This is a genomic window from Pseudarthrobacter sp. NamB4, assembly GCF_005796185.1.
Classification (GTDB): Bacteria; Actinomycetota; Actinomycetes; order Actinomycetales; family Micrococcaceae; genus Arthrobacter.
Genome location: NZ_VAHM01000008.1, coordinates 119,177 through 139,003 on the forward strand (window position 1 = coordinate 119,177; position 19,827 = coordinate 139,003).

At 64.7% G+C, this 19,827-nt stretch carries 18 protein-coding genes and 3 pseudogenes; 15 read left to right on the top strand and 6 right to left on the bottom strand.

Features of this window, described 5'->3' with window-relative positions; genetic code table 11:
• The first annotated feature begins 42 nt into the window (after positions 1-42).
• The 5 genes from FDW81_RS09735 (at position 43) to FDW81_RS09755 (ending at position 4,243) form a co-directional block, all read left to right on the top strand.
• Positions 43-594, top strand: a complete 552-nt coding sequence (locus FDW81_RS09735; protein WP_138133978.1) for a hypothetical protein — start codon at positions 43-45, stop codon at positions 592-594.
• Between the two features lie 10 nt (positions 595-604).
• Entirely contained in the window at positions 605-1,438 is an 834-nt protein-coding gene (locus FDW81_RS09740; RefSeq protein ID WP_138133979.1) for an exodeoxyribonuclease III, read from the top strand.
• Positions 1,439-1,460: 22 nt separating this feature from the next.
• Complete coding sequence (trpS, locus tag FDW81_RS09745) at positions 1,461-2,504, top strand: tryptophan--tRNA ligase (protein WP_138133980.1); 1,044 nt, start codon at positions 1,461-1,463, stop codon at positions 2,502-2,504.
• 64 nt (positions 2,505-2,568) lie between these two features.
• Positions 2,569-3,231 carry a 2'-5' RNA ligase family protein gene (locus FDW81_RS09750; RefSeq protein WP_240720143.1) on the top strand — a complete coding sequence of 221 codons (663 nt, stop codon included), beginning with the start codon at positions 2,569-2,571 and terminating at the stop codon, positions 3,229-3,231.
• A 37-nt stretch (positions 3,232-3,268) separates the two neighbouring features.
• Positions 3,269-4,243 (top strand): YihY/virulence factor BrkB family protein, encoded by a 975-nt coding sequence (locus tag FDW81_RS09755; protein ID WP_138133981.1) that lies wholly within the window; start codon positions 3,269-3,271, stop codon positions 4,241-4,243.
• A 9-nt stretch (positions 4,244-4,252) separates the two neighbouring features.
• On the opposite strand, the pseudogene FDW81_RS18445 reads toward FDW81_RS09755, so the two are convergent.
• The 6 genes and pseudogenes from FDW81_RS18445 to sdhC all read right to left on the bottom strand — a co-directional run.
• Positions 4,253-4,564: pseudogene (locus tag FDW81_RS18445) on the bottom strand (hypothetical protein); the annotation flags it as partial.
• A gap of 10 nt (positions 4,565-4,574) precedes the next feature.
• Positions 4,575-5,345 carry a S9 family peptidase gene (locus FDW81_RS09765; protein WP_138133982.1) on the bottom strand — a complete coding sequence of 257 codons (771 nt, stop codon included), beginning with the start codon at positions 5,343-5,345 and terminating at the stop codon, positions 4,575-4,577.
• Positions 5,346-5,449: 104 nt separating this feature from the next.
• Positions 5,450-6,232, bottom strand: a complete 783-nt coding sequence (locus FDW81_RS09770) for a succinate dehydrogenase iron-sulfur subunit (protein ID WP_138133983.1) — start codon at positions 6,230-6,232, stop codon at positions 5,450-5,452.
• 2 nt (positions 6,233-6,234) lie between these two features.
• On the bottom strand, positions 6,235-8,034 hold the full coding sequence (gene sdhA / locus FDW81_RS09775) for a succinate dehydrogenase flavoprotein subunit (protein ID WP_138133984.1): 1,800 nt from the start codon (positions 8,032-8,034) through the stop codon (positions 6,235-6,237).
• Positions 8,035-8,141: 107 nt separating this feature from the next.
• On the bottom strand, positions 8,142-8,603 hold the full coding sequence (locus FDW81_RS09780; protein WP_138133985.1) for a succinate dehydrogenase hydrophobic membrane anchor subunit: 462 nt from the start codon (positions 8,601-8,603) through the stop codon (positions 8,142-8,144).
• Positions 8,604-8,606: 3 nt separating this feature from the next.
• On the bottom strand, positions 8,607-8,987 hold the full coding sequence (sdhC, locus tag FDW81_RS09785) for a succinate dehydrogenase, cytochrome b556 subunit (RefSeq protein WP_138133986.1): 381 nt from the start codon (positions 8,985-8,987) through the stop codon (positions 8,607-8,609).
• A 283-nt stretch (positions 8,988-9,270) separates the two neighbouring features.
• On the opposite strand from sdhC, the gene FDW81_RS09790 reads away from it, so the two are divergent.
• From FDW81_RS09790 to FDW81_RS09835, 10 genes and pseudogenes are all read left to right on the top strand, one after another.
• Positions 9,271-10,404, top strand: a complete 1,134-nt coding sequence (locus FDW81_RS09790; RefSeq protein ID WP_138133987.1) for a mannose-1-phosphate guanylyltransferase — start codon at positions 9,271-9,273, stop codon at positions 10,402-10,404.
• Between the two features lie 48 nt (positions 10,405-10,452).
• A complete protein-coding gene (locus tag FDW81_RS09795; RefSeq protein WP_138133988.1) occupies positions 10,453-11,652 on the top strand; it encodes an amidohydrolase in 1,200 nt (399 codons plus the stop codon).
• Positions 11,653-11,680: 28 nt separating this feature from the next.
• Positions 11,681-11,988 (top strand): annotated as a pseudogene (locus FDW81_RS09800) (MarR family winged helix-turn-helix transcriptional regulator); the annotation flags it as partial.
• A gap of 57 nt (positions 11,989-12,045) precedes the next feature.
• A pseudogene (locus FDW81_RS18655) lies at positions 12,046-12,162 on the top strand (organic hydroperoxide resistance protein); the annotation flags it as partial.
• Between the two features lie 331 nt (positions 12,163-12,493).
• Positions 12,494-13,603: a BMP family protein gene (locus FDW81_RS09810; protein WP_240720135.1), complete on the top strand. Its 1,110-nt coding sequence runs from the start codon at positions 12,494-12,496 to the stop codon at positions 13,601-13,603.
• Positions 13,604-13,784: 181 nt separating this feature from the next.
• On the top strand, positions 13,785-15,371 hold the full coding sequence (locus FDW81_RS09815; protein ID WP_138133989.1) for an ABC transporter ATP-binding protein: 1,587 nt from the start codon (positions 13,785-13,787) through the stop codon (positions 15,369-15,371).
• Positions 15,364-16,737: an ABC transporter permease gene (locus FDW81_RS09820; protein WP_138133990.1), complete on the top strand. Its 1,374-nt coding sequence runs from the start codon at positions 15,364-15,366 to the stop codon at positions 16,735-16,737. The genes FDW81_RS09815 and FDW81_RS09820 overlap by 8 nt, the downstream gene beginning before the upstream one ends.
• Positions 16,734-18,059, top strand: coding sequence for an ABC transporter permease (locus FDW81_RS09825; RefSeq protein ID WP_138133991.1), 1,326 nt, complete (start codon positions 16,734-16,736; stop codon positions 18,057-18,059). The genes FDW81_RS09820 and FDW81_RS09825 overlap by 4 nt, the downstream gene beginning before the upstream one ends.
• Before the next feature lie 4 nt (positions 18,060-18,063).
• Positions 18,064-18,498, top strand: a complete 435-nt coding sequence (locus FDW81_RS09830; protein ID WP_255467100.1) for a cytidine deaminase — start codon at positions 18,064-18,066, stop codon at positions 18,496-18,498.
• A complete protein-coding gene (locus FDW81_RS09835; protein ID WP_370278904.1) occupies positions 18,491-19,822 on the top strand; it encodes a thymidine phosphorylase in 1,332 nt (443 codons plus the stop codon). Before FDW81_RS09830 ends, FDW81_RS09835 begins: the two co-directional genes overlap by 8 nt.
• The last annotated feature ends 5 nt before the right edge of the window (positions 19,823-19,827 follow it).

Genomic DNA, 19,827 nt, shown 5'->3' on the forward strand with positions numbered 1-19,827 from the left:
AAGGCGGCGGAAGCATACTCCGGGGTTTGAGAGAATAGCCTCATGCGAACCCTCGGCAGCTCCTCGTCATCCTCCAATCCCGCCAGGGGCGGGTTCTCCATGTTCCGCATCAGCGGACCGGGACTCATGGTCCTGGTCACCGCCTTCGTTGTAGCCGTGATCTTCGCGGCCAATCAGAACGACGTTGTGGGCTGGGTGGTTGCCATCATCGCCGCGTTCTGGCTCGCCCTCGCATGCTTTGTGGTGTTCAGCATCCAGAAGGCCGCCAAGAAGGCCGGCGCCAAGCTGACCGAAGCCCAGAACGCTTTCACCGGCCGCGGGCCCTATGCAAGGGAGGAGCCCGGCGGAACCCGGGTTGTTGCCGAGCGCACCCAGGCCGACGAGGTCCGCGACCTCAAGCTGGACCACTCCTTCAAGATCGTCCAGGTGCAGGTCCGCGTGGTGGAGGAGGAGCGCGCCAAGGGTGCGGCCGCCAACCAGGACACCATCAACCGGGCACTCGAAACCATCGAGATTACAGCCACCAATGCCCGGGACATGATCAAGTCCTCCGGAGGCAGCGGAGAGCCGGTCACCGGAACCATCATCGACTAGAGTGGAGCGGGTGAGCTCGGCATTGAAGAAGGACCACCTTCGCATCGCATCAGTCAACGTCAACGGCCTCCGGGCTGCCTTCAAAAACGGCATGGCGGCATGGCTTGAACCCCGCGAAGTGGACATCCTCTGCCTGCAGGAAGTCCGCGCCCCCGATGCCACCGTGCGGCAGCTGCTGGGCGAAGGCTGGCACATCCTGCACGCCGAGGCAGAGGCCAAGGGGCGCGCCGGCGTCGCAATCGCCTCCCGCCAAGAACCCATGGCAACCCGCAGCGGCATCGGTGATGACTACTTCGCGACGGCGGGACGCTGGGTGGAAGCTGATTTCCGCTTGACTGACGCCGCCGGAAAGCGTGTTCAGCTGACAGTGGCAAGCGCTTACGTCCACTCCGGTGAGGTGGGCACGCCCAAACAGGACGACAAGTTCCGGTTCCTCGATGCCATGAGCATCCGGCTGCCGGAGCTGACCAAGCACAGCGACCACGCGCTGGTGGTGGGCGACCTCAACGTGGCCCACACACCCCTGGATATCAGGAACTGGAAAGGCAACGTGAAGAAGGCAGGCTTCCTGCCGGAGGAACGCTCGTACTTCGACCGGTTCTTCGGGGAAGACATCGGCTGGCATGACGTCCACCGGAACCTGTCCGGCGAGACGGACGGCCCCTACACGTGGTGGTCCCAGCGCGGCAAAGCCTTCGACAATGACACCGGCTGGCGCATCGACTACCACCTGGCCACCCCCGGGCTCGCCGCCTCCGCCATCTCCGCAGTGGTTGACCGTGCAGCCTCATGGGACACCCGCTTTTCCGACCATGCCCCGCTGGTAGTGGACTACCAGCTCTAAGCCCCCGAAGGTTCCTCCGCACATGACTAGCTCCACGACGCCCGCCGCCAAGAAGCGCATCCTCTCCGGCGCCAAGCCAACCGCTGATTCCCTGCACCTGGGGAACTACATCGGAGCCGTCCGTAACTGGGTGGATATGCAGGCTGAGTATGACGCCGTCTTCTTCATCCCGGACCTGCACGCCATCACCGTGGACTTTGACCCAACCGAGCTGGCCAAGCGCACCCGGATTGTGGCCGCGCAGTACATCGCAGCGGGCATCGACCCGGACAAGAGCATTTTCTTTGTCCAGTCCCACGTGCCCGAGCATGCGCAGCTGGCCTGGGCCTTGAACTGCATTACCGGCTTCGGCGAGGCTTCGCGGATGACCCAGTTCAAGGACAAGACCCAGAAATCCGGCGCCGACGCCGCCACCCTGGGTCTGTTCGCCTACCCGACGCTGATGGCCGCGGACATCCTGCTGTACCAGACGGACCTGGTGCCGGTGGGCGAGGACCAGCGCCAGCATCTGGAACTGACCCGGAACCTTGCCCAGCGCTTCAACACCAGGTTCGGTGCCACGTTCACCGTTCCGGAGGCGACCATCGTCAAGGAACGCGCCAAGATCTACGACCTCCAGAACCCGAGCGCCAAGATGTCCAAGACGGGGGAGTCGCCCAACGGGGCCATCCAGCTGCTGGAGGATCCCAAGATCGCGGCCAAGCGCATCAAATCCGCGGTGACGGATGCCGGCACGGAGATCAGGTTCGATCCCGAGGAAAAGCCCGGCGTCTCCAACCTCCTCACCATCTACTCTTCCCTGACCGGCAAGTCAGTGACCGAGCTGGAAACCGAGTACCAGGGCAAAATGTACGGCCACCTCAAGGTGGACCTTGCGGAGCTGGTGGTGGACTTCGTGACGCCGTTGCGGGACAGGACCAATGAGCTGATGGCAGATCCCGCCGAGCTGGACAGGCTGCTGGCGCACGGAGCCGAGCGCGCCCGTGAAATCGCCTCGGGCACGCTGGCCCAGGTGTATGACCGAATGGGCTTCCTCCCGTCCCTCAGCCTTGCCGGAGTCCGCTAGCGCCATGTCCCACAGCAATGTCGCGGCGAGGGAAGGTTCCCGTTCCACCCACCAGGTGGCGGGGATGACAGGCAACTCCCACAGGTCCCCTGCGGACCGCCGTGCTGCGGCAACCAACCCCGTGTCCCGGTCCGAGGACATCAGCGTGGGCGTCATCCTTGGCTTCCCGACCGAGATCGCGGCGGAGCTGCAGCGTTGGCGGGCGTCCTTTGGTGACCCCCTGGCGGAGGTAGTGCCGGCGCACATCACCCTGGTGACCACCACCCCCACCCGTGACTGGGAAGCCACCCTGGAGCACGTCCGCGAGGTGGCCCGCCGGCAAAAACCCTTCAAAGTCACCATCGCGGGCACAGGAACGTTCCGTCCCGTTTCCCCCGTGGTGTTCATCAACGTGGAGGACGGCTTCGAGGACTGCGTTGACCTGCACGAAAAGCTCCAGCAGGGCCCGCTCCACCGCGAGCTGCCGTTTGCCTACCACCCGCACGTCACTGTTGCCCATGACGTGGCTCCGGAAAGCCTGGACGAAGCCGAAACGGTGCTGAAGAACTACAGGGCCACCTTCCCCGTGGTTAGCATGGGACTTTACGAGCACGATGCCAACGGTATCTGGCAGCTAAGGGAAGAGCTGGACTTTGGGACCCAAACTGACAACGACGGCGGCACCGGCCCCGCGGACCCCGCCACGGACGCACCCTCAACAGGCGGAACAGCAGCCCCTTCCCACTGACCATGCCCACCTGAAGCTCGCGGTCATCCAGAAACGGATGGAGTGGAACAAGGTGCGCCGGGATGGCAAGGGACTCTTTGCCGGCCTGATGGCCATGGTCCAGTGGCTTGTGGCGCGCCTCAATGCCTTCCGCCCGATGCGCGCTTTCCGGCACTACACGCTGCAGCACGGCCCGCTGATGAGCGCCGGCATCGGGTTCAACATGTTCTTCTCCATCACCGGCCTCCTCACCACAGGCTTCTCCATCGCCGGCTTGGTGCTGCGCGGTCAGCCTGCGCTGCTGGAGACGATCATCAGCAGCGTTGCCCAGAGTGCCCCGGGCCTGCTGAAGGTGAACGGCGGCGAAGGGCTTGTTGATCCCCAGGAACTGCTGAATCCTGACGGGCTCGGCTGGACCGCGCTGATTGGCGCCGTGGTCACGGTCATAACGTCCCTGGGATGGATCGCCGGCCTGCGTGACGGGTTGCGCGGCGTGATGGAGCTGCCGCCGCTGTTGATCAATCCCATCCTGCTCAAGCTGCGCGACGCCGGAATCCTGCTGCTGCTGGGAGTCGCGCTGGTGGTCAGCGCCGGCGCCTCGCTGCTCTTCGGCACTGCGGCGGGCTGGGTAACCGACTTCCTGATGCTGGACGATGCCATAGCCGGCCCGCTGACCACATCGATCAAAATCGCCGTTCCGCTGGTACTCAGCTGGATCACGGCGCTGATCATGTTCCGGCTCGCGGCCGGCCTCAAACTCTCCCGCCCGGCCCTGCTGGAAGGGACCGTCCTCGCGGCGGTGGGAAACACAGTGCTTCAGGTGTTCAGCACCGAGCTTCTCGCCGGTGCCGCACGCAACCCCATCCTGGCGTCGTTCGCCATCATTATCGGTTTGCTCATCTGGTTCAACCTGGTCAGCCAGGTGTACCTCGTGTCAGCGGGTTGGGCAGCTGTCCGGGAAGCGGACCTCAAAGGCGGCGGGAGCCAGCGCAGGACAATCCTCGGCGCGCGCAGGGCCACGCCGCAGACCTGACGCGTTTCGCTACGGCGCGGCCACCAGCCCTTCCCAGGCGACATTCCAGTTGTTCGGGAATCCGGGGGCATGCCGGGCCGTTCCGTTGTCCGCATCCTGCGGCCATCAGTGCGACGGCGGCGAGCAGGCCCCCGTTGCCGGGAAGGTACAGCGGCAGGGAATCTGTTTGGCGGTTGTGGCCGTTAGGCAGCATAGTGTTTTTTCCTGCCTTCAGCAGGAGTGCGTGGACGGCTGTCTCCGGGGATCCTCCAGCCTGGCGGCCGTCATGGCCATGACGGGATAGCCCCGGCCCCAGGTACTGGCCCAGTCCCGGTCAGGCAGCCCGCCCGGCTTACTGGCCGGCGTCGAGGTACTGGTCTGCCCAAGCCGCGATGATCCGCGCGGCCCGTGCGGCCTGGCCCTTGCCTGTCAGCAGGTGGTCGCTTCCCTCGAGGGACACGAAGTTTCGCGGATGCCGGGCCGTCTGGAAGATGGTGCTGGCGTTCTCGATCCCCACCGTGTTGTCTGTGGGGGAGTGGAGCACCATGAGCGGCTTATGGAGCTGCCTGATGCAGTCGGTCAGGTCGGCGTTCTCCAGGTCTTCCACGAAGTGCCTGCGGATCTCCACGCGTTTTCCGCCAAGGTCCACTTCGGCGCTGCCCTCGCTGAGGATCTTGTCCAGTGCGGCGTCGAAGACATGGGCCACGTGCTTCGGCGAGAAGGGAGCGCCAACGGTAGCGACGGCGTCGAGTTCGGGGATCTCCCGGGCAGCAGCGAGGACCGCCGCGCCGCCGAACGAATGGCCCACCAGCAAGGAAATCTGCTTCCCCTCGCTGCGCATGAACTCCGCGGCCTTGACGGTGTCCGCCACCTTGTGGCTGAACGACCCCGCCGACGATTCGCCCGCGGAGCCGCCCAGGCCCAGGTTGTCGAAGCGGAGCATCCCCACGCCGCTGTCGGCGAATGCCTTGCACATGCGGGAAGCCGACGGGCTGTCCTTGCCCAGGGTGAAGCCATGGGAAAAGACTCCCCAGCCCTTGGCCGGACCTTCGGGAACATCGATGATGCCGGAGAGCAACTCGCCGGTGGAGCCTTCGAAACTGACCTTTTCGGAGTGGGACACTTCGTCCCCTTTCGTTCGTTGCCGATGCATGACTGACTGCTGAAACAACGACGGCGCCGTCCCCCTCGTGTGGGGGCCGGCGCCGTCGTCCGCTTGGTCCTTTGTCAGATCTTGCGGGAAAGGATTGCCTGCTTGACTTCCTGGATGGCCTGGGTCACCTGGATGCCGCGGGGGCATGCTTCCGAGCAGTTGAAGGTAGTGCGGCAGCGCCACACGCCTTCCTTGTCGTTGAGGATCTCCAGCCGCATGTCGCCAGCATCATCCCGGGAGTCGAAGATAAAGCGGTGCGCGTTGACGATCGCTGCCGGGCCGAAGTACTGGCCGTCGGTCCAGAAAACCGGGCAGGAGGAGGTGCAGGCTGCGCAGAGGATGCACTTGGTGGTGTCGTCGAAACGCTCGCGGTCCTCGGCGGACTGCAGGCGTTCCCGCGTGGGCTCGTGCCCCTTGTTAATGAGGAACGGCATGACCTCGCGGTACGACTGGAAGAACGGTTCCATGTCCACGATGAGGTCCTTCTCCACCGGCAGGCCCTTGATGGGCTCGACGGTGATGGGCTTGGACGTGTCCAAGTCCTTCAGCAGTGTCTTGCAGGCCAAGCGGTTTCGGCCGTTGATGCGCATGGCATCCGAGCCGCACACGCCGTGGGCGCAGGAGCGGCGGAAGGAAAGGCTGCCGTCGATCTCCCACTTGACCTTGTGCAGGGCATCCAGCACGCGATCCGTGCCGTACATGGTCAGGTGGAAGTCATCCCAGGTGGCTTCCTCGGAGACCTCCGGGTTGTACCGGCGGACTCGCATGTGAACATCGAAGGTGGGGATTTCGCCACCACCCCCGACGCCGGCAGGCAGCTCAACCTTGGAGGCTGGCTCAGCGAATTCAGTGCTCATCCTTAGTACTTCCTCACCATCGGCTCGTAGCGGGTAAAGACAACCGGCTTGGTGTCCAGGCGGATGCCGGCAATGGATTCTGCCGATGCGCCCGCAGGGGCCTCGTTGTCCTTGTACGCCATGGAGTGCTTCATGAATTTCTCATCGTTGCGCTCGGGGAAGTCCTCGCGGAAGTGTCCGCCGCGGGATTCCTCGCGGTACAGGGCTGCCACGGTCATCACCTTGGCCAGCTCCAGCAGGAAGCCGAGTTCAACGGCCTCGAGCAGGTCCAGGTTGAAGCGCTTGCCCTTGTCCTGAACATTGATCCGCTTGTACCGCTCCTCAAAGGAGGCGATATCACTCAGGACCTGGTTCAGTGTTTCGGCCGTGCGGAACACCTGCATGTTGGCGTCCATGGTGTCCTGCAGCTCCTTGCGGATGACAGCCACCTTTTCGTCGCCGGTGCCGTTGCGGGCGATGTCCAGCAGCTCCGTGGTGTAGGCCACCGGGTTTTCCGGCAGCTCCACGAACTGGGCAGTCTTGGCATATTCCGCAGCAGCGATACCGGCACGCTTGCCGAACACGTTGATGTCCAGCAGCGAGTTGGTGCCCAGGCGGTTGGAGCCGTGCACAGACACACACGCGACCTCGCCGGCTGCGTACAGCCCGGGGACCACGGTGTCGTTGTCCTGCAGGACCTCCGTGTTGATGTTGGTGGGAATGCCCCCCATGGCGTAGTGCGCCGTCGGGAACACGGGAACGGGTTCCGTGTAGGGCTCTACACCCAGGTAGGTGCGGGCGAACTCGGTGATGTCCGGCAGCTTGGCGTCGATGTGGGCCGGTTCAAGGTGCGTCAGGTCCAGGAGGACGTAGTCCTTGTTCGGGCCGCAGCCGCGGCCTTCGCGGACCTCGTTGGCCATGGAGCGGGCCACGATGTCTCGCGGAGCCAGGTCCTTGATGGTGGGGGCGTAGCGCTCCATGAAGCGCTCACCCTCTGAGTTGCGGAGGATGGCGCCCTCACCGCGGGCGGCCTCGGAGAGGAGGATGCCCAGGCCGGCAAGGCCGGTCGGGTGGAACTGGAAGAATTCCATGTCCTCCAAGGGGATGCCGCGGCGGAAGGCGATGCCCATGCCGTCGCCGGTCAGGGTGTGTGCGTTGGAAGTGGTCTTGAAGACCTTGCCGGCACCGCCCGAGGCGAACACCACGGACTTGGCCTGGAAGACGTGCAGTTCACCCGAGGCGAGGTCGTAGGAGACGACGCCGGCCACGCGCTTCTGCATGTACGGGGTGCCGTCCTCGCGGAGCGCTTCCTCTTCAACAGTCAGCAGGTCAAGGACGTAGTACTCGTTGTAGAACTCAACGTTGTGCTTGACGCAGTTTTGGTAGAGCGTCTGCAGGATCATGTGGCCGGTGCGGTCGGCTGCATAGCAGGCACGGCGGACCGGAGCCTTGCCGTGGTCGCGGGTGTGCCCGCCGAAACGGCGCTGGTCGATGCGGCCTTCCGGCGTGCGGTTGAACGGCAGGCCCATCTTTTCGAGGTCCAGCACGGCGTCAATGGCTTCCTTCGCCATTACTTCAGCCGCGTCCTGGTCCACCAGGTAGTCGCCGCCCTTGACGGTGTCGAAAGTGTGCCACTCCCAGTTGTCTTCCTCGACGTTGGCAAGTGCTGCACACATGCCACCCTGTGCAGCACCTGTGTGCGAGCGGGTGGGGTAGAGCTTGGTCAGTACTGCTGTGCGCGCGCGCTGACCGGATTCGATCGCGGCGCGCATGCCAGCGCCACCGGCACCGACGATGACGACGTCGTACTTATGGACCTGCATACCAGATGCTCTTTCTCTCAAAATTCGCTAAAAACAAGGGGCGGGCGTTGCCTGCTCCGCAAAACAGGGCCCGCGGAGATACCCGCGGGCCCGGGATGGTGCTGAGGCTAGGCAGGGCAGAACCCGCCCGGCAGGGGAACGCCGTTAACCACGGGGCAGGGGTCGAAGGTGAAGATCACCAGGGTGCCCAGGACGATGATGACGACGGTGGCCGAGTAGAGGACCGTCTTCAGCCAGCGTCGGGTCGAGTCCTTTTCGGCGTAATCGTTGATGATGGTCCGCACGCCGTTGGTGCCGTGCAGCATGGCCAGCCACAGCATCGTGAGATCCCAGACCTGCCAGAACGGATCGGCCCACTTGCCGGCCACGAATCCGAAATCAATGGCATGGATGCCTTCACCCACCATGAGGTTCACAAAGAGGTGCCCGAAGATGAGGACCACCAGGACCACGCCGGACAGCCGCATGAACAGCCAGGCGATCATCTCGAAGTTGCCCCTGCTGCCGCCGTGCCGGCGGTACTGGGGGGCGATCCGCCCGCTGCGGGGGCTCTCAATCGTTGCAGTCATGGCTTAGTGGCCTCCGAGGGCAAGGGACAGGTGGCGGATGGAAAAGGCGACCATGGTGACAAGCCAGAGACCCATGACGGCCCACAGCATCTGCCGCTGGTACTTGGCGCCCTTCTTCCAGAAGTCGACCGCGATGATCCGCAGGCCGTTGAAGGCGTGGAAGACAATTGCGGCAACAAGGCCGGTCTCGCCCAGGGCCATCAGGGGATTCTTGTAGGCGCCGATCACTGCGGTGTAGGCCTCGGGTGACACACGCACCAAGGAGGTGTCCAGGACATGGACCAACAAGAAGAAAAAGATCACTACACCGGTAATACGGTGTCCTACCCAGGACCACATGCCTTCACGGCCGCGGTACAAGGTGCCAGCTGGTTTTGTCGGCACTGATAAACCTCCCTGCAACACAGCGGCGCTGGCATGAGATCCACGCGGGGGGAACGCCTGCTGCGAGAGCACTCGTAGCTCAGGCCTAAATCTAGGCTCAGCTAACAGCTTATTCAATTTAGGAGCTCCTTGGTGCCCAGCAGTGGCGCGGATTTCCCGCAAATATGAGACAAACGACACACTGCCGGCCGATGCGTGTGACGAGGACGCCCTGGCGGGCCCGAAGCCGGCCCGGCAGCGACCGCCGGAAGGCGCCGTGCCTGTTCCGCTAAAGTAGGCGGTGATGAGTACAGACAAAGTGACAAGCCCCGCATCACCCCTTGAGCGCTTCATTGCGGTGATCCCGGCTGGCGGCGTGGGGACCCGCCTCTGGCCCCTGTCACGCGCCGCAGCTCCCAAGTTCCTCCACGACCTCACCGGATCGGGCAGCACACTGCTGCGCGCCACTTACGACCGGCTGCACCCGCTGGCCGGCAGCAGGATGCTGGTGGTTACCGGGAAGGCCCACCGGGAAGCAGTGTGCCGGCAGTTGCCGGAGATCCACGACGCAGACCTGGTCCTGGAATCGGAACCGAAGGATTCCGCCGCCGCTATCGGCCTTGCCGCGGCAATCCTGCACGAGCGCGATCCCGACACCATCATGGGTTCCTTTGCCGCAGACCAGGTCATCAGCCCGGACAGCCTCTTCCAGCAGGCAGTCGGCGAGGCAATCCACACTGCAGCCGCCGGAAAGATCGTGACCATCGGCATCAAGCCGACCCATCCCTCCACCGGCTTCGGCTACATCCGCTCCGGACAGGACCTCCACATCGAGGGCGCCCCCAGCGCGCAGGACGTGGTGGAGTTCGTGGAAAAGCCGGACGAGGAAGTGGCCCAGCAGTACGTGGACAGCGGCAACTATGTGTGGAACGCCGGCATGTTCGTCGCCCCTGTCTCCCTGCTGCTCAAGCACCTGGAAGCCAACCAGCCCGAACTGTTCCTGGGCCTGCAGGAGATCGCGCGCGCCTGGGACACTCCGGACCGTGACGAAGTCACCGCCCGCGTCTGGCCCGGACTGCCGAAGATTGCCATCGACTACGCGGTGGCCGAGCCTGCCGCCGAAGCCGGGGACGTCGCCGTCGTGCCTGGTTCCTTTCGGTGGGACGACGTTGGGGATTTTGCCTCCGTGGGCCGCCTCAACAGTGCGAAGGAAGTGGATGATGTCACGGTACTGGGCGAAGGCGCGCGTGTGTTCACTGAGAACTCCAGCGGCGTGGTGGTCAGCGACACCAAGCGCGTTATTGCCCTCATCGGCATCGAGGACGTTGTCATCGTGGACACCCCGGATGCGCTCCTGGTGACCACCATGGCCAACTCGCAGCGGGTCAAGGCAGCCGTGGATGCGCTCAAGGCGAGCGGGGATACCGACGTCCTCTGAAGTAACGCGATCGCCGCTAATTCCGTCACCCTCGCTTAGAGTGAAGCAGTGCGCAATTACACTACCGAAGCCGAGCCCACCGCTCTGGTGGCTCCATGGCTCGAGCCCCTCCTGCCGGAACTGATCGATTTCCGCCGGGACCTGCACGCGCATCCGGAGCTTTCCTTCAAGGAGTTCCGCACCACCGACAAGCTGGCCGAGCGGCTCGAAGCCGCAGGCCTCAGCCCCCGTCGGCTGGAGGGCACCGGGCTCACGGTGGACGTGGGGGAGGGACCCGTTGCCACTGCCCTGCGCGGCGACATCGATGCCCTCCCCATCATCGAGGAGACGGGCCTGCCCTTTGCCTCGAAAAACCACGGCGTCACTCACGCCTGCGGCCATGACGTCCACACCACCACCATGCTGGGCATCGCCCTGGTGCTGCACAGGATGCACCTGGAGGAACCGCTCGGCGCCACCATCCGCATCATTTTCCAGCCTGCAGAAGAAACCATGCCCGGCGGCGCACACTCCTGCATCGAGCAGGGCGTCCTTGAGGGCGTGCCGCGGATCCTTGCACTCCACTGTGATCCCCGCATCGAAGTGGGCAAGATCGGGACGCGCATCGGTGCCATCACCTCTGCCTCGGACACCATCCGGATCGAGCTTTCGGGCCGCGGCGGACACACCTCCCGCCCGCACCTGACCGAAGAACTGGTTTTCGCCCTGGCGCAAATCGCAGTTAACGTGCCCGCAGTCCTCTCGCGCCGCGTGGATGTGCGCAGCGGGGTATCCGTGGTGTGGGGGCAGATCTCCGCCGGATCGGCGCCGAACGCGATTCCCGGTACCGGCTACATGGCGGGCACCATGCGCTGCCTCGACCGCGATGCCTGGCACGAGGCCGGGGAACTCCTGGACGAAGTAGTCCACCAGGTGGCGGCCCCTTACGGCGTGGACGTAAAGCTCGAGCACACCAGGGGAGTCCCGCCGGTAGTGAACTCCGAGCACGAAACAGCGATCATCGAGGCCTCCGCCCGCGCTGAAATCGGCGAAAACGCCGTGGTCCTCACGCCGCAGTCCATGGGTGGCGAGGATTTTGCCTGGTTCCTCGCGGAGCTCCCGGGAGCCATGATGCGCCTCGGCACCAAGACCCCCGGAGGCGAAGAATACGACCTGCACCGCGGGGACTACATCGTTGATGAACGGGCTCTTGGCCTGGGGATCCGGGTATTAACTGCAGCGGCCCTGCGCACTATCCGCGACCTTTAGGCGCCGTTCCGGCGCGCCGCCGCGGGCTCTGCTGGTGCTCTGGGAGACCGAACCGCGCGGCGTGAAGGAGATTGGCGAGGAGCTCGGTTTGGACTCCGGCACTCTTTCACCCTGCTCAAGCGGCTCGAAGCCCTGGGCCTGGTGGAGCGGCGTCGCTCGGGCGAGGACGAAGGCCGCGTTGCCATCCACCTCACCGCGGCAGGGCGAGGCCTCAGCGGCAGAGCGGCCGCAATACCGCAGCGGCTGGCGGATGCTGCCGGCCTTTCCGCAGATGAACTTGGGCAACTGCGCGGCACGCTGGACCAGCTGACTGCAGCCCTCCACAACGCCCTCTGACCATCGTCGCCGGTCACCATTCCAAACTTTGATCCAACAAACGGGACGGAATTCATTATGAAGACGCTCTACACTGCCCACGCGCCTGCCTTGGGCTAAGGACGCGACGGAACGGCCCGCAGCAACGACGGCAAGCTGGAAGTCAGCCTCGCCAGCCCTGTCGAACTTGGCGGTTAAGGCCAAGGCAACAACCCGGAGCAGCTCTTTGCGGGCAAGGTGCGGAGCCATCGCCATGCTGGTCCGGCTTCAGGCCGTGCCTGCCGTCGCCAGTCCAGTAGTAGGTGTGCCGGCCAGCGGCGCACCTACTCCTTGGTAACGACTTGTAAACAATCTTCCGGATACCTTGCCGGCGTGCTATTGGGACGTGGCGCAGGCCACTAAAGTGGTGCCATCAGTGCGCTCCGGCGCAGTGCTGCGTGCCCTCAGTGACAACAGAATTTCAGTGCAGAAACGGACACTCATTGAATTCGAGCCGTAGCGCCACTCTCTTCATCCTGGAGGAAAATTGAAGAACTCACTGCGTGCAGGTTTCAAGCGCGGTTCAGTTGCGGGACTGGCCACGATGGGCGCCACAGCGCTCGTGCTGGCCGGTTGCGGTGCGCCCCCGGAGGCCGGAAGCGGCTCGACGGCAGGGGCGAGCGACTACACCGGCTGCATCGTGTCCGACTCCGGCGGATTCGACGACCAGTCCTTCAACCAGTCCTCCTACGAGGGCCTGAAGAAGGCAGAGGCCGACCTGGGCATCAAGGTCAACCAGGTTGAATCCAAGACCAACAACGATTTCGAGCCAAACCTCCGCGCCATGGTCACCGCCGGCTGCGACCTCACTGTCACGGTGGGCTTCCTGCTGGGCGATGCAACCAAGAAGCAGGCGGAAGCGAACCCGGACAGCCACTTCGCCATTGTGGACTTCGCCTACGATCCGCCCATCGCCAACGTCAAGCCGATCATCTACGACACCGCGCAGGCAGCGTTCCTTGCCGGCTACCTTGCGGCAGGCACCAGCAAGACCGGCACGGTGGCAACGTTCGGCGGTATGAACATTCCCACCGTGACCATCTTCATGGACGGCTACGCCGACGGAGTCAAGTACTACAACGAGCAGAAGGGCAAGGACGTCAAGCTCCTTGGCTGGAACAAGGACGCCCAGGACGGCACGTTTACCGGAGACTTCGAAAAGCAGGACGTGGGCAAGCAGGTCACCCAGAACTTCCTGGACCAGGGCGCCGACATCGTGATGCCCGTTGCCGGCCCCGTGGGCAAGGGCTCCGGTGCAGCGCTGAAGGATGCCAAGGCCGCCGGCAAGGACGTCAAGCTCATCTGGGTGGACTCCGACGGATACCTCACCGCTCCCGACTACAAGGACATCATGCTGTCCTCGGTCATGAAGCAGATGGGCGACGCCGTGGAAACGGTGGTCAAGGATGACAAGGAAGGCAACTTCGACAACACGCCGTACGTGGGCACGCTGGCCAATGACGGCGTCCAGTTGGCTCCCTTCCACGACCTCGATTCCCAGGTTCCGGCAGAGCTGAAGTCCGAACTGGAGCAGATCAAAAAAGACATCGTGGACGGCAAGCTGAAGGTCGAGTCCAAGGCAAGCCCGAAGGCCTGATCCCCGGCGTGAAGCGCCACCCCCCGGCTGGTCACCGACTGGCCGGGCGGTGGCGCTTTTTTGCTGGCTGCACCTCACCGGACCGCAGCCCGCCTGTCCCAGGGCTGCACCCATTAGGCTGGTGCTGCAGCCACATATCCCGTCCGGTGGATCACTGGACGCTTCGAGATTGGTCAGAGTTTTGAAACTTGAACTCAGAGGGATCACTAAACGCTTTGGCAGCCTGCTCGCCAACGACCACATCAACCTGGTGGTCGAGCCCGGACAAATCCACTGTCTGTTGGGCGAAAACGGGGCCGGCAAGTCCACCCTCATGAATGTGCTGTACGGGCTGTACGAGCCCTCTGAAGGCGAAATCCTCATCGATGACAAGCCCGTGTCCTTCCGCGGGCCGGGCGACGCCATGGCGGCCGGCATCGGAATGGTCCATCAGCACTTCATGCTGGTTCCCGTGTTCACCGTCGCCGAGAACGTGGCGCTTGGCGCCGAACCCACCAAGGCCGCACGCTTCCTCGACCTGGATGCCACGCGCAGCCGGATCAAGGAGATTTCGGACCAGTACGGGTTCGACGTCGACCCCGACGCCCTGGTGGAAGACCTGCCGGTGGGCGTCCAGCAGCGCGTGGAGATCATCAAGGCACTGGTCCGGAACGCGAACGTGCTGATCCTCGACGAACCCACAGCCGTGCTGACCCCCCAGGAAACTGATGAACTTCTGGACATCATGCGCCAGCTCAAGGCAAGCGGGACCTCAATCGTCTTCATTTCCCACAAGTTGCGGGAAGTGAAGGAAGTGTCGGACACCATCACGGTGATCAGGCGGGGAAAGGTGGTTGGCACGGCTGATCCCGCTGCGTCCACCACTGATTTGGCCTCCATGATGGTAGGCCGTGCCGTAAGCCTGGTCCTCGACAAAGCGCCGGCCCGCCCGCAGGAAAAAACCTTCGAAGTCCGCGACCTTACCGTCATTGCACCCAATGGCCAGCACGTGGTGGACGGGCTGAGCTTGGACATTTCCCGCGGCGAGATCCTGGCCGTTGCGGGCGTCCAGGGCAACGGCCAGACGGAATTGACGGAAGCCATCCTGGGCCTTCAGGAACGGGTCAGCGGGTCCGTCAGGCTGGACGGCAAGGAGCTCGTGGGCCGGTCCGTCAAAGAGGTTCTGGACGCCGGCGTCGGATTCGTCCCGGAGGACCGCAAAGTGGACGGCTTGGTAGGCACCTTCTCCGTTGCCGAGAACCTGGTCCTCGACCTTTATGACAAGCCTCCCTTCGCCAAGGGCATCAGCATGAGCCCGGCGAAGATCATGGAGAACGCCAAAGCGCGCATTGGCGAGTTCGATGTCCGGACCCCGTCTGCAGCGGCAGCAGCAGGGACCCTGTCCGGCGGCAACCAGCAGAAACTGGTGATGGCGCGCGAACTGTCCCGCCCCCTGCGGCTCTTCATCGCCTCGCAGCCCACCCGCGGTGTGGACGTGGGTTCCATCGAATTCCTGCACCGCAGGATCGTGGCCGAACGTGACCAAGGCACGCCCGTCATGATCGTCTCCACGGAACTGGACGAGGTGATGGAACTGGCTGACCGCATTGCCGTGCTGTACAAGGGCAAGCTGGTGGGCGTAGTCCCGGCCGGAACCAGCCGCGATGTCCTGGGCCTCATGATGGCGGGCATCCCGCCTGAAGAGCACAGCCACAGCCCGCAGGCCGGACAGGCCGCGGGCAGAACCACGATCAACACCTCCGACGCCGAAGGAGGCGACCATGCCTGAGAAGCACCCACCCAAACATGCTGCAAACGAGCCCGCAGGCAACGCGCAGGAGGCAACCTCCGCTGACGAGTCAACTGCCGCCGTCGTATCCGTTGACACTGCCGGCGGAGCGATGGAACCATCCGCCGTTCCCGCCACTGCCCAAAGCGGGCAGCTTCCGGGCGGCCCGGACACGCTGCTCCGCAGGATTTTCACCGGCAGCGGTATGGTCTCGGTCCTGGCGGTGCTGCTGGCCCTGATCATCGGCGGCCTGCTGATCGCCAGCACGGACGAGCGGGTGGCCACCGCGGCCGGGTACTTCCTGGCCAGGCCCACCGATTTCCTCACTGCGGTCTGGGATGCGGCCACCCGCTCCTACCTCGCACTGTTCCAAGGCTCGGTCTTCAACCCGCGCGGCAACAGCGTTGCGGCCCAATTCGCGCCCTTCATGGAGACCCTCACCATCGCTACCCCGCTCATCACAGCCGGCCTGGGCGTGGCCCTGGCGTTCCGTGCGGGCCTGTTCAACATCGGTGCGCAGGGCCAGATCATCGTGGCCGGCATCCTGGCCGCGTGGGTGGGTTTCGCGCTGCACCTGCCGCTGGGCCTGCACCTGCTGCTGGTCCTTGTTGCCGGCATCATCGGCGGCGCCTTCTGGGGCGGACTCGTGGGCCTGCTCAAGGCCCGCACCGGCGCGCATGAAGTCATCCTGACCATCATGTTCAACTACATCGCGCTGTATTTCCTCCGCTACCTTTTGAACACACCGGCCTTCCAGCGGCCAGGGGAGGCAAACCCCATCTCGCCCATCCTGGATCCCACCGCCGTCTACCCCCAGATCTTCGGCACCCAGTACCGGCTCCACCTCGGGTTCCTCCTGGCCATCGCCGCAACCGTCGTGGTCTGGTGGCTCCTGAACCGCTCCACGGTGGGCTTCGAATTCCGTGCCGTGGGCGCAAATCCCAAGGCTGCGCAGACGGCGGGCATCAATGTGTCCCGCTCCACGATCCTGGTGATGGCCCTCGCAGGTGGACTGGCGGGCATGTCGGGCGTCGCCCAGGTGGCCGGCACAGAGAAGGTCCTGACCGACGGGGTTGCCGCCACCTACGGTTTTGACGCCATCACCGTGGCGCTGCTGGGGCGCTCGACGCCGTGGGGCACCTTCGCTGCCGGCCTGCTGTTCGGCGCCTTCCGCGCCGGGGCAGTCCAGATGCAGATCCAGACCGGAACGCCCATCGACATCGTCCTGGTGGTCCAGTCCCTGATTGTCCTGTTCATCGCCGCTCCACCGCTGGTACGGGCCATCTTCGGCCTGAATCCCCGGCGCAGGAAGCCGGCCCGCGCAGCCAGGTCCCGCGAGGCAGCAACCACCGGAGGTGCGGCATGAGCACGACAGTATCGTCCTCCAAACCCGGCAAACCGCAGCCTGGCGGTAAGGGCCCGGACACGCGTGCCGCCGCCGTTTCAGCCAAGCCTGTCACCTGGAAAACGCCGGTGCTCCTCACCGCCTTCGGACTGGTGGCCCTGGTGTTCTTCGGACTGCTGGCGCCCACCCAGACCGCCAGTTTCGGGATTTCCACCGGCAGCGACTTCTTCCAGCTACCCGCGGTTGAGGTGAACGCCTTCGCCGGGGGCCTGGTGCTCTCCATCCTCCTTCTGGGCCTGTCAGGCTACGCCGTGTACCTCAAGACCAAGGACAGGCACGTGCCGGGCTGGCTTACCGTGGCGTTCATCGTGCTGTTCACCGCCGCATTCCTGATCTGGGTGGTGGGCGGTGCCCGGACTCCCAGCATCTCCCTGGCAGGGCTCATCGCCGGGTCCGTCACCCTTGCCGTTCCGCTGGTCTTCGGATCCCTGTCCGGTGTCCTCTGTGAACGTGTCGGCGTGGTGAACATCGCCATCGAGGGCCAGCTGCTCGGCGGCGCCTTCACCGCAGCCATCGTGGCAAGCGTGACCCAGAATCCCCTGATCGGGCTTCTGGCGGCCGCCGTCGCGGGAGCGGTTGTGTCCATGGTGCTGGCGCTCTTCAGCATCAAGTACCTGGTGAACCAGATCATCGTCGGTGTCGTCCTGAACGTGCTGGTCTCGGGGGTGACCGGGTTCCTGTTCAGCACGGTCATGCAGGAAGACAGCGACAGGTTCAACTCGCCACCCGGGCTGGACGCCATCGAGATTCCCGTCCTGTCCGGCATCCCGATCATCGGCCCCATCCTGTTCCGGCAGTCCCTGGTGGGTTACCTGATGTACATTGCGGTGCTGGTGGTCTGGGTGGGCCTGTTCAAGACCAGGTGGGGCCTGCGCGTACGCGCCGTAGGCGAACACCCGCAGGCCGCGGACACCTTGGGCATCAACGTAAACGCCACCCGCTTCTGGAACGTCACCCTGGGCGGGGCCGTGGCCGGCATCGGCGGGTCCTTCTTCACCCTGGTGGCCATCGACAGCTTCACGAAGGAGATCTCCGGCGGCCGCGGCTTCATTGCCCTGGCAGCCCTGATCTTCGGCCGGTGGAACCCCATCGGGGCCTTCTTCGCCGCGCTCCTGTTCGGCTTTGCCGACAACCTGCAGAGCATTGTCACGATTATCGGCACTCCCGTTCCCAGCCAGTTCATGGCCATGCTGCCGTACCTGGTGACGGTCCTCGCGGTGGCCGGGCTGGTGGGCAAGTCCCGGGGGCCGGCAGCCAGCGGTATTCCGTATGTCAAGGGGTGACGGCGTGGAGCCGGTAAAGGGCCCGGCCAATGATGCAGCGCAGTCGGTGGACTGGGACGCGCTCAAGGCGGCGGCCACAGCGGCGATGCATCATGCCTACGTGCCCTATTCGAAGTTCGCGGTAGGGGCAGCGGCCCTTACCGGGGACGGCCGGATCGTGAGCGGCTGCAACGTGGAGAACGCCAGCTACGGCCTGACCCTTTGTGCCGAATGCGCGCTGGTGGGGAATCTGCACATGACCGGCGGCGGCCTGCTCCGCGCCTTCTACTGCGTGGACGGGGCGGGCAGCGTTCTCATGCCCTGCGGCCGCTGCCGGCAGTTGCTGTACGAATTCCGGGCCCCGGAAATGGAACTCATGACCACCCAAGGCATCAAGTCCATCGACCAGGTGTTGCCTGACGCCTTCGGTCCCGAACACCTGGAGGAAGCACGTGACTGAAAAGTTGACAGAAAACGCCCCGGCGGAACCGTTCGACGCCGTGGACATCATCCGCGTGAAGCGGGACAAGGGCGTCCTGAGCCCCGAACAGATCGACTGGACCATCGACGCCTACACCCGGGGTGCCATTGCCGACGAGCAGATGGCGGCCTTGAACATGGCGATCCTGCTCAACGGCATGAACCGCACCGAGATTGCCCGCTGGACAGCCGCGATGATTGCCTCCGGCGAGCAGATGGACTTTTCCAGCCTGCGGCGGCCCGACGGCGGCCTGAAGTACACCTCGGACAAGCATTCCACCGGAGGGGTGGGGGATAAGATCACGCTGCCGCTCGCGCCTCTGGTGGCGGTCTTCGGAGTGGCCGTTCCGCAGCTGTCCGGCAGGGGACTGGGGCACACGGGCGGCACATTGGACAAGCTGGAGTCCATCCCGAGGTGGCGTGCCTCGCTCAGCAACGAGGAGATCCTGGGCCAGCTCCAGGACGTCGGCGCGGTGATCTGCGCCGCCGGAGCAGGCCTGGCCCCGGCGGACAAGAAGCTTTACGCGCTGCGCGACGTCACGGGCACTGTTGAGGCGATTCCCCTGATTGCCTCTTCGATCATGAGCAAGAAGATCGCCGAAGGGACCGGTTCCCTGGTCCTGGACGTCAAGGTTGGAACCGGCGCGTTCATGAAGGACGAGGCCAAGGCCCGCGAGCTGGCCGAAACGATGGTGGCGCTGGGCAAGGACGCGGGCGTGAACACCGTCGCGCTGCTCACCAACATGAATACTCCGCTCGGCTTGACCGCGGGCAATGCCATCGAAGTGGAGGAATCGGTGGAGGTGCTGGCGGGCGGCGGCCCCGCCGACGTGGTGGAGCTGACCGTCCGGCTGGCCGAGGAGATGCTGGCCTGCGCAGGAGTGCACGACGCTGATCCCGCCGCCGCGCTCAAGGACGGCCGCGCCATGGATGTCTGGAACCGGATGATCGCAGCCCAGGGCGGAGACCCCCACGCCAAGCTGCCGGTGGCACGCGAGTCCGAGGTGCTCTATGCCCCGGCAGACGGAGTCCTGGTGGAACTGGATGCGCTCGCTGTCGGTGTTGCAGCCTGGCGCCTGGGAGCCGGGCGCGCCCGGAAGGAGGATGCGGTCCAGGCGGGGGCCGGGGTCCGTATGCACGTCAAACCGGGTGCCGTGGTCCGGGCAGGGGAACCACTGATGACCCTGCTGACGGACACCCCCGAACGGTTTGCCCGGGCCAAAGAGGCCCTGGAACATGCAGCCGTTATTGCACCCGAGGGCTCGCGGCCGGCGCAGCAGCTGATCATCGACCGCATAGCATAGGGAGT

Coding starts and splice junctions, on each gene's coding strand:
- FDW81_RS09825 (WP_138133991.1), top strand. CDS start 16,734: ATGAGCACGACAGTATCGTCCTCCAAACCCGGCAAACCGCAGCCTGGC.
- trpS (WP_138133980.1), top strand. CDS start 1,461: ATGACTAGCTCCACGACGCCCGCCGCCAAGAAGCGCATCCTCTCCGGC.
- FDW81_RS09790 (WP_138133987.1), top strand. CDS start 9,271: ATGAGTACAGACAAAGTGACAAGCCCCGCATCACCCCTTGAGCGCTTC.
- FDW81_RS09735 (WP_138133978.1), top strand. CDS start 43: ATGCGAACCCTCGGCAGCTCCTCGTCATCCTCCAATCCCGCCAGGGGC.
- sdhA (WP_138133984.1), bottom strand. CDS start 8,034: ATGCAGGTCCATAAGTACGACGTCGTCATCGTCGGTGCCGGTGGCGCT.
- FDW81_RS09780 (WP_138133985.1), bottom strand. CDS start 8,603: ATGACTGCAACGATTGAGAGCCCCCGCAGCGGGCGGATCGCCCCCCAG.
- FDW81_RS09755 (WP_138133981.1), top strand. CDS start 3,269: ATGGAGTGGAACAAGGTGCGCCGGGATGGCAAGGGACTCTTTGCCGGC.
- FDW81_RS09820 (WP_138133990.1), top strand. CDS start 15,364: ATGCCTGAGAAGCACCCACCCAAACATGCTGCAAACGAGCCCGCAGGC.
- FDW81_RS09770 (WP_138133983.1), bottom strand. CDS start 6,232: ATGAGCACTGAATTCGCTGAGCCAGCCTCCAAGGTTGAGCTGCCTGCC.
- FDW81_RS09750 (WP_240720143.1), top strand. CDS start 2,569: ATGACAGGCAACTCCCACAGGTCCCCTGCGGACCGCCGTGCTGCGGCA.